General features: G+C 61.3%; 12 protein-coding genes. 4 read left to right on the forward strand and 8 right to left on the reverse strand.

Translation table 11 applies throughout. The features are described 5' to 3' along the window. Positions 1–18: 18 nt before the first annotated feature. Entirely contained in the window at positions 19–1,056 is a 1,038-nt protein-coding gene (gene tssA, locus BW43_RS06595; RefSeq protein ID WP_256226762.1) for a type VI secretion system protein TssA, read from the reverse strand. A 249-nt stretch (positions 1,057–1,305) separates the two neighbouring features. Next, positions 1,306–2,130: an arylamine N-acetyltransferase gene (locus BW43_RS06590; protein WP_032889718.1), complete on the reverse strand. Its 825-nt coding sequence runs from the start codon at positions 2,128–2,130 to the stop codon at positions 1,306–1,308. Between the two features lie 120 nt (positions 2,131–2,250). Here BW43_RS06590 and BW43_RS06585 point away from each other — a divergent pair, with 120 nt between their 5' ends. Continuing rightward, complete coding sequence (locus BW43_RS06585) at positions 2,251–2,487, forward strand: DUF6555 family protein (RefSeq protein ID WP_032889720.1); 237 nt, start codon at positions 2,251–2,253, stop codon at positions 2,485–2,487. 45 nt (positions 2,488–2,532) lie between these two features. On the opposite strand, the gene BW43_RS06580 is transcribed toward BW43_RS06585, so the two are convergent. Continuing rightward, positions 2,533–2,733 (reverse strand): DUF6021 family protein, encoded by a 201-nt coding sequence (locus BW43_RS06580; protein WP_032889722.1) that lies wholly within the window; start codon positions 2,731–2,733, stop codon positions 2,533–2,535. A 12-nt stretch (positions 2,734–2,745) separates the two neighbouring features. Then, entirely contained in the window at positions 2,746–2,925 is a 180-nt protein-coding gene (locus BW43_RS06575) for a hypothetical protein (RefSeq protein ID WP_032889724.1), read from the reverse strand. A gap of 133 nt (positions 2,926–3,058) precedes the next feature. On the opposite strand from BW43_RS06575, the gene BW43_RS06570 reads away from it, so the two are divergent. After that, entirely contained in the window at positions 3,059–3,580 is a 522-nt protein-coding gene (locus BW43_RS06570; RefSeq protein ID WP_032889726.1) for a DUF3087 family protein, read from the forward strand. A gap of 1 nt (position 3,581) precedes the next feature. Here the strand turns inward: BW43_RS06570 and BW43_RS06565 are convergent, their stop codons facing one another. The 3 genes from BW43_RS06565 to BW43_RS06555 all read right to left on the reverse strand — a co-directional run bounded on the left by BW43_RS06565 (position 3,582) and on the right by BW43_RS06555 (position 7,088). Further along, entirely contained in the window at positions 3,582–4,703 is a 1,122-nt protein-coding gene (locus tag BW43_RS06565) for an MFS transporter (RefSeq protein WP_032889729.1), read from the reverse strand. Between the two features lie 70 nt (positions 4,704–4,773). After that, the gene (locus BW43_RS06560; RefSeq protein WP_032889731.1) at positions 4,774–6,138 is read right to left on the reverse strand and encodes an MFS transporter; all 1,365 of its coding nucleotides are present in this window, start codon (positions 6,136–6,138) and stop codon (positions 4,774–4,776) included. A gap of 65 nt (positions 6,139–6,203) precedes the next feature. Then, on the reverse strand, positions 6,204–7,088 hold the full coding sequence (locus BW43_RS06555) for a Dyp-type peroxidase (protein ID WP_032889734.1): 885 nt from the start codon (positions 7,086–7,088) through the stop codon (positions 6,204–6,206). Positions 7,089–7,226: 138 nt separating this feature from the next. Here BW43_RS06555 and BW43_RS06550 point away from each other — a divergent pair, with 138 nt between their 5' ends. Both BW43_RS06550 and BW43_RS06545 read left to right on the forward strand, forming a co-directional pair. After that, entirely contained in the window at positions 7,227–8,843 is a 1,617-nt protein-coding gene (locus BW43_RS06550; protein ID WP_032889737.1) for an NADP-dependent glyceraldehyde-3-phosphate dehydrogenase, read from the forward strand. A 23-nt stretch (positions 8,844–8,866) separates the two neighbouring features. Further along, complete coding sequence (locus tag BW43_RS06545) at positions 8,867–9,928, forward strand: FUSC family protein (RefSeq protein WP_032890043.1); 1,062 nt, start codon at positions 8,867–8,869, stop codon at positions 9,926–9,928. A 167-nt stretch (positions 9,929–10,095) separates the two neighbouring features. On the opposite strand, the gene BW43_RS06540 is transcribed toward BW43_RS06545, so the two are convergent. Then, complete coding sequence (locus tag BW43_RS06540) at positions 10,096–10,854, reverse strand: TetR/AcrR family transcriptional regulator (RefSeq protein WP_032889739.1); 759 nt, start codon at positions 10,852–10,854, stop codon at positions 10,096–10,098. Between the last annotated feature and the right edge of the window lie 37 nt (positions 10,855–10,891).

Below are 10,891 nucleotides of genomic sequence, written 5' to 3' on the forward strand. Positions count from 1 at the left end.
GAGTGGATAGATGAACGTTCAGTTGTCGTTGGTGCGGATGCCGCTGACCTGCGCCAGTTGCGCAAGTCCATCGGGCGCCAGGTCTTGCAGCAACTCCATGAAATTCTTGTCGATCAGTGTTTTTGCCCGTTGCAGCAGGAACGGCACCGGGCTCGCGGGCTCATGGGTATGAAAATAGCTGCACAGCCGATCAATGACCTGGCGCGCCTCTTCGCGGCTGCGGATCTCGCCGAACAGTGCCTGCGGTGCGGCCACCTCTGAGGTAGCAACAGTGGCTGCAGCCGCCTCGACTGGCGCAGGTTCAAGCAAGAACCGGCGGACTATTTCAGCGGCGCGACGCAGTGGAGCGACCAGTCCATTGAGGTCGATGGCGCGACCTACGCCGACTTTTTCCGTCAGCCACTGCTCAATCTGCAGGCTGTGCGCTAACGCCTGGGTCAGCGCAAGGTGAATGGCCTGTAGCTGTTGCGCATTGGCATCGACAAGCGCCCCTTCGATCATTGCCAGGCTCGGGTGATTGCCCTCGCCGCCGTGCTCGACAATCGCCAAATCGATCATTCTCAAGCTGACCGCGCCGATGCCTCGCGCGTTGATCAACGGCGCATCCAACACGTCGCGTACCAGGCCGTTGGGGGCACATAGGAACGCCAGGATATTGATGCGCAACAGCGGGTCATGGCCATCCTCCGGGTCGAGCCTGGGGTACAGCCCGTCCCAGCAATTTTCCAACAACCCCTGCACCAGCCCCAGGCCAGCCGACAGTCCGGCGATGCCGTGCACGTTGAGTTCGGCGCGGGTGGCCCAGATGGCCAGGCGTAAATCGCGGCTGCGCTCCAACATCGGCAATGCGAGGGCCATGACGCGCTTCCAGTTCGGCTCGATGGCCTCGGTGACGGTGTCGCCGTACTGAACCTCGGGTTTACCCAGTGCCTCTTCTTCAAGTTCTAAGAATTGCGCCGAATATTCAAAGTTCTGGCCACCGCCATCGGCCTCGCTCAGGGGCAAGCACAACAGGGTGAAATCCAGTGGTTGAGCTTCGGTGGGCGACCCCATCATGTGTCCCTCGGGCAAATGGCTCTGGCAGTAGAGCCGCGAGTCGGGACGTCGAATCCAACGGTTCAGAAAACTGAGCCTGTTGGAGCCCCCGCGCTACGCCTACTGCCGAAAATATTCAGCGTGGGCGGATTTATATAGCGATGGGACCACACGAGAATGCAGGCAGTGTCATTGCGGGGCGTAGGATTAAGCTGCGAATGCAGCGCTTGTGAGCAGAGAACGCGCACTCATAAATGGCGTCGCCTGGCTTTAGGTCGGCCACCCGCCGGCCATTGCTTGAGCCAGTGACGGCTGCACCGGCACGCGAATACCGAAGGTGTCCCTCAGCAAGACCGTTAGCTCTTGCGCGTTGTTCAGCAGCCGTTTTTCGCTGGGCTGATCCAGGGAATGGATCGCGTAATGCGCGTTGTTCAAGGTATGGCGTTTGCCGGGCGCCAGCAGTGCGACTTTCAATTGGCCCAAGAACGGCGAGTTCGGGTGGGTCGAGACATACCAATTACCGATTTCGTAATCGATGGCTCCCTGCACCTGCAAGTCGAACACATACAAACCACGCCACTCCCCCGCCACTTCGGCCCACAAGGTGTAACTGTTCTCTCCCGCATTGAACGTCAGGCGATAGGGCTCATGGGCAGTGGCCTGCACGGCCTCAGTGTCCAACTGCAACGGACTGCTGGGCACCATGCCGCCAAAGCCTACATCGGTGATGTAACGAACCCCGTCCAGGGTCACCAGGCTCAAACGATGGGTGCGTGCCGTGCGCGCGTCCGGCGGTCCGCCCATCACCACCCGACCGGTAATGCCACGGGCCTCGAAACCCAGTTCCTGCAGCAGCGCGAGGAACATCTGGTTCAACTCATAGCAGTAGCCGCCGCGGCCATCGAACAACACCTTTTGCTCGACGCTGGGCAAGTCGATCGGCACCGGCAGGCGCAACAGGGTCGACAGGCTTTCAAAGGCGAAGGTGCACACATGGCGCAGTTGCAGATCCCGCAGGGTTGCCAGGGTGGGCGGTGGCGGCGAATCGTATCCCAGGCGCTGCAGGTACAGATGGCTATGGTTGAGGCGGGTCATGGCACGGTCCTTGGGCGCAGGAAGAGTGCGTCACTATGCCGCGTTCACATGCAAACTGTCATTTTGAATGAACCTTTTTGAACGCTTCAGCCTCCATCTATAACAAGACAGGGAGGCAACATGAGTACCGCAAAAATCTACACCATCCACTACCAACTGCACGGTCAACCGAAGTCCTTTGTGGTGCGTGCCGAAGTGATGAATAACGCCGAGGCCTGGCACTGGGCAGCGGTCGATGCCGACATTGCTCATGTCAGCCGTATCGGCCGCGTCGGCCACGAGCAAGTGAAAAAAACCACCCGGCCCTGGGCGGAGAAGTTCGGGATTACCGACGTTTCCTGGACGCCACCTAAATAAACGAAGGCCCCGCTCAATGGCGGGGCCTGATTACCTATTACGCTGTTATTTCTTTAAGTCGCCCAACGGATCGTAGGGCGGCTTTTTTTTCGCCTCGTCCTTGTCCTTTTTATCCAGCGGGGCAATCGCCGGACCTACCGGATCAACCTGCGGATCAGCCACATCCGGCGAGTCGGGGTCAAATCCCAGCTCATCCTTGCCGCTGGCGTGTTCGTTAGAGGGGGGCCCATCCGAGCGCTTGTTCATCATGGTCTCCTGTTAGAGCGGGCGAGCTTTGTCGTGGAGGTTTTCCAAGTCTTCTTCGACGCGCTCCACATCATCATGGTCGTCACGCTCTTTCGGGTCATTGGGGCGCAAGGCATCGTTGTCGCGCTCTTCTTCACCGGGTGTGCGATCAGGGTCGGGTGTACCGGGCGGTGGTTGCTTGTATTCGGGCATGGTGGTTCACCTCAAAGGGACTACATTCGTTTAGAGAAACTGCCACAGATCATGGTTCAACTTGATTGCCCCACCGCTGACCGCTGACCATGAGAAGATGCCACCCCCTACCCGCCCTGGAGACCTGGACCGGATGTTCGAGCTCAAACCCTGCGACCCCGTCACCTACCGCCAACAGACCCGCCGCAGCACGTTGATCGTGGCCGTGCTGTTCATGGCCTTGGCCATGCTGCTGTCGACCCTGGCGGTGATGCTGTTCGGCGAACCCGGCGGTGATAACTTTCGCTTCAATGTCGGCGGTGTGTTCGCGGGGGTGCTGATTACCGTCGCCCTGGTGCGCGGCCCGTTCTGGTCCAAGTCGTGGCTGGCCGCTGCGGTGTACGGCTGGCAGCTCAAGCGCACGCTGATGCGCGTGACCAATGTGATGCACACCGTCACCGAACGTGTGCAGGCCAATGATCCGACGGCCATGAAAGTGCTGCGTTTCTATCACCTGGGGCTGACGCAGATGCATGCACTGGACGCCAACTCCAGCGCCCAGGCGCAACTGGTCGGCGAAATGGACGCGCATAAAGCCAGGATGCAGACGCTGAGAATCGACACCGAACAGACCCGTTTCGACCCCGCGTGGCTGGACGGTTTGAAAAGCGTTTAAATCATCTGCCTCGCCAGCAGAACAACGCACTCACCGCAATCGCCGCACCCGCCACGCCAAACACCAGCGGCGCCGACGCCACCGGCAGCAGCAGGCCCGCCAGCAGCGGCCCCAGGCCAGCGCCGATGTCGCGCCAGACGGCATTGGACGCCAGCGCCGACACTCGCATCGAACCGGGGTTGCGCTCGGCGACCAAGGTAGTCACCAGCGGCAGTTGCAATGCGCGCAGCACCAGCACCGCCGCCGCGCCGACGATCACCCAATAGCTGCCGAATGCGCTCAAGGCCAGGGCACTCAAGAACGAAAACAGCAGCAACATGGCGGTGGCGCCAAATCGCTGCGCCGCGCGACCGCCCAAGGGGCTCAGAAGCATTTCCGAGACGTAGCGCAGGGCCATTAAGCCACCAGCAATCAGCACCGCATCGCCGCCGAGAATTTTCTGGGCCTGGATCGACAGCCCAAAGATAAACAGCCCGTCCAGCGCCACGCCTTCGATAAACGACCACAGTGCAACGCTGTCCGGCCACTTGAAGCGACGCCCTGGTGTGCTGTGCAAATCATGTCCGGCGCTGGGCAAGCCGCGCGCCATCCAAAGGCCTATCAGGCAGCAACCGGCGAGAATCACAAAGATCGGACGCGGCCCGGCCCACAGCGTCAGCCAACCACCGAACGGCAACGCCAGCATCGGTCCCCAGGCGATCAAGGCCCGCGAACGCCCGGCCCGGCGCGCGGCGCCCTCTGGCTCAGCGGTGGCCAATACCTGGGTCGACAGGTTCAACGCGGCAAAACACAGGCCCCACACCAGCCGCAACCCGAGCAACGCGGCGAAGCCGGACAGCACCGAATTGCCCAGGGCACACAGCGCAGCGGCACCGGCGGCGATCATGCAGGTCAGGCGATCGCCGTTGCGCGCGTAGAAATTCAACACATGCCGGTAACCGAAAATCCGCACCAGGCGGTTGGCCGCCAGCAACACCCCGGCCTGGGCCAGGGTAATGCCAAAGGCCTGGGATTCCATGGGCAGCAGCAGGTAGAGCAGCACGTCGCTGGGCAGGCACAACGCCAGGGTCAGCGCGGCGCGGCGGGAGGTGGTGTCGGCAGTGCGTTGGGCCTGACTGGACATAAATCTGAAACATCCCGAAATATTCAGGTCGCCACGGTAGCCTTAGCGAACCGCGCTTTACAACGCCCCGTCACGTCTTTTTCCCATAGGGCAGCAAACGCAAACCGCTGGCCACGCTGCCCACCAGCGCAAATGCACAGCCCAGCCACAACGCAGAGTGCGGGCCGCTGGCCATGAACAGGTGGAAACACAACGCCACCAGCGAGGCGCCCAGCGTCTGCCCCAACAAGCGCGAAATCGCCACGATGCCACTGGCCCCGCCGCTGCGCGCCAGCGGTGCACTGGTCATCAACGCCTTGAGATTGGGCGACTGGAAAAAACCAAAACCGGCGCCGCACAAGGCCATGCGCCAACCGATATCGAAGGCCGACGCGCCGGTGTCCAAGGTCGCCAATGCGGCCATGCCCAGGCTCAACATCAGCAGGCCGATGCCGCACAGCAGGCCCAGGGACACACGGTCGGCCAGGCGCCCGGCGACCAGTGCCATCACCGCCACCACGGCCGGCCACGGCGTCATCAGGAAGCCGGTTTCCACCTGGCTATGGCCGAGCACTGCTTGCAGCAGAAATGGCAGCGACACGAAGGCCAGGCCCTGGGCACTGAAGGCGCAGATCGCAGTGAGAGAAGACAAGGCAAACACCGGCCGCTTGAACAGGTCCAAGGCGAGCATCGGCGCCGGATGACCGGCCTGGCGACGAAGCAACAAGGTGCCGCACAGCAGCGCCACGGCAATCAAGCCCAGGGTCAGTGCGCCTTGAGCGCCGTGCACCGCTGTGCCAAGGCCCAAGACCAACAAGGCGAACAAACCGGCACATAACAATGCCGCCAGCCGGTCAAACGCATGCCCGGTGATGGGGAGGATGGGCAGTGAACGCACGCCGAGTGCCAGGGCCAACAGCCCCAGCGGCACATTGATCAGGTACAGCCAGTGCCAGGTCGCCACTGACAGGATCGCCGACGCGGCGGTCGGCCCCAAGGTGAAGGCCAACCCCACCACCAACGAGTTATAACCAAGGCCGCGCCCAAGCATTTTCGACGGGTAGATATGCCGCAGCAACGCCGTGTTCACACTCATGATCGCCGCCGCCCCCAGCCCCTGCACCACCCGCGCAGCCGTCAGGGTCTCCAGCGAACCGGCCAACCCGCAAAACAGCGACGAGACGATAAACAGCAGCAACCCGCCAAGGTACACACGGCGATGCCCCAGCACGTCACTCAGCGACGCAAACGGCAGCACCGTGGCAATAATCGCCAACTGGTAGGCGTTGACCACCCAGATCACCGAGGCGGAATCGGTACCAATCCCTTCGGCCAGTGTCGGCAGTGCGGTGTTGACGATGGCCGTGTCCAACGTCGCCATGCCGATCCCCAGGGAGATCGCGATCACGGCAGGCAGGCGTTTGTTGAGAGGCAGGCCATCGGCGGCAGAAGACATGAACGATCCACGCGGGTGATAAGGCTGCCAGATTAAGGGCAGCGCTGATTTTTTTCAGCCGCGGATCAGTTGCCTGTCGACAATTTCATGTTCGCCAGCGCGCTCAGGTCCAAATGCCCGCCCATAACCGGCGGGCACCAGTAGTAACCACCGGTCAACGGCGTGCTGATGCGGTACAACCCGTCGACAATCCCGTCTTCCAACCCGCTCATCCGGCGCAGTTGTGCTTCGAAAGCATCGAACGAGTGGCCGAACGCGAGGAACATCAACCCCGCCTGACCGTTCTCGGCCCATGGCATCGAGCGGCGTACCACGAAGGCTTCCGGGGTAAAGCTTTCCTGAGCGGTGCGTTTGGTGTGGGCGGATTCGGGGGCGTCGTCCAGCTCTTCGTTGTCGCCATGGCGGCGGCCGATGATGTGGTCGCGCTCCTGGGCGGGCAAGGCGGCGAAGCCGTCGAGATCGTGCTGCCATTGCTGGATCGCAGCGAAGCTGGCGCCGCTGTCGGTCAGCGCGGCGTCAACGGCGGCGTCGTCGTGGGGGTTTTCGGTGCCGTCTTCATAGTCGGTGAGGTCAAAACCGGTCTTGTAGCGAAAGCCTTCGGTTGACTGCACCAGGCCAAACGCCGGGGCCAGGGCCTTTTCATAGGCACGGCTGCGCAACAGCAGTTCACCGCGATCCACACCGTGCAGCCACACCCACAGTGCCTGCTGGGTGGACGGATTATTCGCACCCGGGCCGCTGACCGCCGGGAATGGGCGCAGACCATCGATGTGCGTGCCCAGTGCATTTACCAGCGGTTCACCTAAACCGACCACTGCCGCCGAATCCACCAGTTGCACCAGCGCGTCCAACGCGGCCGGTACGGCTTCAAGGGTTTGCACGGCAAAAAACAGATGGCGTGCCTGCAAAGGCACCGGTGCGGCAAGAATGCCCGGCTGGTAGTGACTCATGTGAACTCCTTCAAGAAAGGCGCGCAGTTTACCCGCCGTACGTCATCGTGCGTAGGAGAAAGCGCGCAAGCCTTGCCATAGAGCCCTTTGTTGGGTGACTCTCTAGTCATGTTTTGAAACTATTCCAGGGGTAGCGACATGACCACCAGCAACCTGCTCGCCCAGCTGTTTCCAACGTCCGTGGCCGATATTCCCGAGCAATTCCGGCTTGAAGCGCCCATTGAACAGCGTGATTACCTGGTCGATGGCCAATTGCAGGTGTGGAACGGCCCGCTGGCCCAGGTGCAGAGCCCGGTGCAGTTGGGCGACAGCCGTGTGGTGATCGGCAGCACGCCGCTGCTGGACGCCGACACCGCCCTCACCGCCCTCGATGCCGCCGTGCGCGCCTACGACCGGGGCCAGGGCGAATGGCCAACCATGCGTGTGGCGGACCGTATCCAGCATGTCGAAGCGTTTTTGCGCCGTATGCGCGAACAGCGCGATGCGGTGGTCACGCTGCTGATGTGGGAAATCGGCAAGAACCTCAAGGACTCGCAAAAAGAGTTCGACCGCACCTGCGACTACATCACCGACACCATCAATGCCCTCAAGGAACTGGACCGTCGCAGCAGCCGCTTCGAACTGGAACAGGACACCCTCGGGCAAATCCGCCGCGTACCGCTGGGTGTAGCGCTGTGCATGGGCCCCTACAACTACCCGCTCAATGAGACCTTCACCACGCTGATCCCGGCGTTGATCATGGGCAACACCGTGGTGTTCAAACCGGCCAAGCTCGGCGTGCTGCTGATCCGCCCGCTGCTGGAGGCGTTCCGCGACAGCTTCCCGGCCGGAGTGATCAACGTGATCTACGGCAGTGGCCGTGAAACCGTCAGCGCGCTGATGGCCAGCGGCAAGATCGATATCTTTGCGTTTATCGGCACCAACAAGGCCGCCAGCGACCTTAAAAAACTGCACCCCAAGCCGCACCGCTTGCGTGCTGCACTGGGCCTGGACGCGAAAAACCCCGGCATCGTGTTGCCCGAGGTGGACCTGGACAATGCCGTCAGCGAGGCCGTCACCGGTTCGTTGTCGTTCAACGGCCAGCGCTGCACCGCGTTGAAAATCCTGTTTGTGCATGAGGATGTGGTCGACAGCTTTATCGAGAAATTCAACGCCAAGCTGGCGACACTCAAGCCCGGCATGCCATGGGAAGATGGCGTGTCGCTGACGCCGCTGCCGGAAGTGGGCAAGGTGGATTACCTCAACGATCTGGTGGCCGATGCTCAACAACACGGTGCCCAGGTGGTGAATGCCAACGGTGGCACCAGCCGTGGTTCGTTTTTCTACCCGGCCGTGCTGTACCCGGTGAACCCGCAGATGCGCGTGTACCACGAAGAACAGTTCGGCCCGGTGGTGCCGATCGTGCCTTACCGCGATCTGGAGACGGTGATCGAGTACGTACTCGACTCGGACTTCGGGCAGCAATTGAGCATCTTCGGCACCAACGCCGTAGCAGTCGGGCGTCTGGTGGACACCTTTGCCAATCAGGTTGGCCGGATCAATATCAACGCCCAGTGCCAGCGCGGGCCGGACACGTTCCCATTCAACGGGCGCAAGAACTCGGCCGAAGGCACGTTGTCGGTACATGACGCCTTGCGGGTGTTCTCGATCCGCACCCTGGTGGCCACCAAGTTCCAGGAGAGCAACAAGGCGCTGGTCAGCGACATCCTGCGCAACCGCGATTCGAGCTTCCTGACCACCGATTACATTTTCTAGAGGAACGCGAGCAGTTGATTAACCTGCATTTGCCTATGTTTGCCCGGCGCCTGCTGCGCCCGTTGCTCGACCCGTACCGTCGCTATCGCCATGCCAAGCTGATCCACGCCGTGCGCGTGTCCATTGGCTTGCTGGCGACGATCCTGCTGACCACCGGCATCAACCTGCCCCACGGTGAGTGGGCGTCGGTGACCATGCTGATCGTGATCGGCGGTTTGCAGCACCACGGCAATATCGGCAAGAAAGCCGTGGAGCGCGCCTACGGTACTTTGATCGGCGCCAGCGTCGGCTTGCTGCTGGTGGTGCAACAGGCGTACTTCGGTCTGCCGCTGTTGACCTATTTGCTGATGTCGGTGGTGTGCGGGTTCTTTTCCTATCACGCCATCGGCAAGGGCGGATACATCGCCCTGCTGTCAGCGATCACGGTGTTTATCGTCGCCGGCCACGGCGACAATCCGATCTCGGATGGTTTGTGGCGCACGGTCGATATCCTGATTGGCATCGTGCTGGCCCTGGCGTTTTCCTTCGCCCTACCGCTGTATGCCGTGTACTCGTGGCGCTACAACCTGGCCAGTGCTTTGCGCGACTGTGCGGCGATTTACAGCAGGATCATCAACGGCCAATCGGTCACCGATGATGAACACCTCAAATTGTTGAACCGCTTGAATGCCGCGATGGTGCAACTGCGCTCGCTGATGCCGTCGGTGTCCAAGGAAGTGCGCATCTCCATGACCGAACTGGACGCGATCCAGCGGCACCTGCGCATGTGCATCAGCACCCTGGAAATTCTCGGCAACACGCGGCCGGACCCTCGTGATGAACAGGCCACTGCGCGCATGCAGATGATGTTGAAGGCTGAGCACCGGCAGATTCGTGTGCAGTTGGTGGGGATGGCGAGGGCGCTGAAGTCGGGGGTGACAGAGCGGTTGGAGCGGCCAAGCCATGCCGGCGTGAGCGAGCCGGCGCTGGATACGCCGGTCTACAGCGCGTTGGACGGTTATCGGTTGCTGACGGTGCAATTGGCGGCGAATGTGGATGGGATGCGCCAGCGGCTGGCTAAGAGCGCCGGGCGCTGGAAGATCTAGAAAGCTGGTCCGTTGACGTGTACCCAGCATCTACACATTCACACTTTCTCCTACATATTTTTCACGTTTTATTCACATCCCGGGACGTAGGGTGAAGCCTCATCCGTTACAAACGTTGCACATCAAGCCCGCCGCCCCAGCGGGCTTTTTTTTGCCTGGGATTTGACTTAGCGCGAGGCCTTGGCAGCGGGCGCGGCCGCTTGTTCACGAATGGCACGCTGGGTATCCAGCACCTTCGCCAACGCGGTTTCCGCTTCCGGGCTTTGCTGCGGCACACGAATCGCCGCCGAGACCAAGGTGATCAACTTGGCCATCACTTCGGCATCCGTCGCCGGGCGGCCCAGGCTCATGGAATTCATCAGCAGGCGCAGTTCGGTGCCGGCCATCACCCCGGAAATCGCCTTGAGGGCAAATTGCAGGCGCACGCCCAGCTCATTGCGCGGCAGATCTGGCAAGGCCAGGGCGAACGCTTCGAAGAAGCGCTGGAACACCGGCTGGTAATGCACCTTGAGGTATTCCTGGATGAACGGTGAGGTGTCGCTGTACACACGACCCAGGAAACGGATGAACGAACGCCCTTCCCCACTCGCACTGGCCGGATCGCTGCGCTCCAGGCCCATGGCCGGGGCGAACAGCACGCCTAGGAGGGTATCGCAATCGAGTGGGCCATCAGACTCGGCTTCACAGCGCGCCAGCAGTTCCAGGCGCTGCTCGTTGAGCGGCTCAAGGCGCTGCATCAGTAGGGTTTTCATCAGGGAATCCTTGTCCCCGAAGTGGTAGTTCACAGCGGCCAGGTTCACTTGGGCTCGCTCGGTAATCTGCCGTAACAACACTGCGTCATAACCGTACTTAATAAAGAGTGCCTCTGTCGCATCCAGCAATCGAGTCTTGGTAATGTTTGGAGCGCTGAGTTTCTTCGCGACCATAAAGGGTTCCACGGCGGAAATATTGTTTTAAAAAATA

The sequence above is a fragment of the Pseudomonas sp. RIT357 genome (assembly GCF_000632245.1).
Lineage (GTDB): Bacteria > Pseudomonadota > Gammaproteobacteria > Pseudomonadales > Pseudomonadaceae > Aquipseudomonas > Aquipseudomonas sivasensis.

Coding starts and splice junctions, on each gene's coding strand:
- BW43_RS06565 (WP_032889729.1), bottom strand. CDS start 4,703: ATGTCCAGTCAGGCCCAACGCACTGCCGACACCACCTCCCGCCGCGCC.
- BW43_RS06540 (WP_032889739.1), bottom strand. CDS start 10,854: ATGGTCGCGAAGAAACTCAGCGCTCCAAACATTACCAAGACTCGATTG.
- BW43_RS06555 (WP_032889734.1), bottom strand. CDS start 7,088: ATGAGTCACTACCAGCCGGGCATTCTTGCCGCACCGGTGCCTTTGCAG.
- BW43_RS06575 (WP_032889724.1), bottom strand. CDS start 2,925: ATGCCCGAATACAAGCAACCACCGCCCGGTACACCCGACCCTGATCGC.
- tssA (WP_256226762.1), bottom strand. CDS start 1,056: ATGATGGGGTCGCCCACCGAAGCTCAACCACTGGATTTCACCCTGTTG.
- BW43_RS06570 (WP_032889726.1), top strand. CDS start 3,059: ATGTTCGAGCTCAAACCCTGCGACCCCGTCACCTACCGCCAACAGACC.
- BW43_RS06560 (WP_032889731.1), bottom strand. CDS start 6,138: ATGTCTTCTGCCGCCGATGGCCTGCCTCTCAACAAACGCCTGCCTGCC.
- BW43_RS06580 (WP_032889722.1), bottom strand. CDS start 2,733: ATGAACAAGCGCTCGGATGGGCCCCCCTCTAACGAACACGCCAGCGGC.
- BW43_RS06590 (WP_032889718.1), bottom strand. CDS start 2,130: ATGACCCGCCTCAACCATAGCCATCTGTACCTGCAGCGCCTGGGATAC.
- BW43_RS06550 (WP_032889737.1), top strand. CDS start 7,227: ATGACCACCAGCAACCTGCTCGCCCAGCTGTTTCCAACGTCCGTGGCC.
- BW43_RS06585 (WP_032889720.1), top strand. CDS start 2,251: ATGAGTACCGCAAAAATCTACACCATCCACTACCAACTGCACGGTCAA.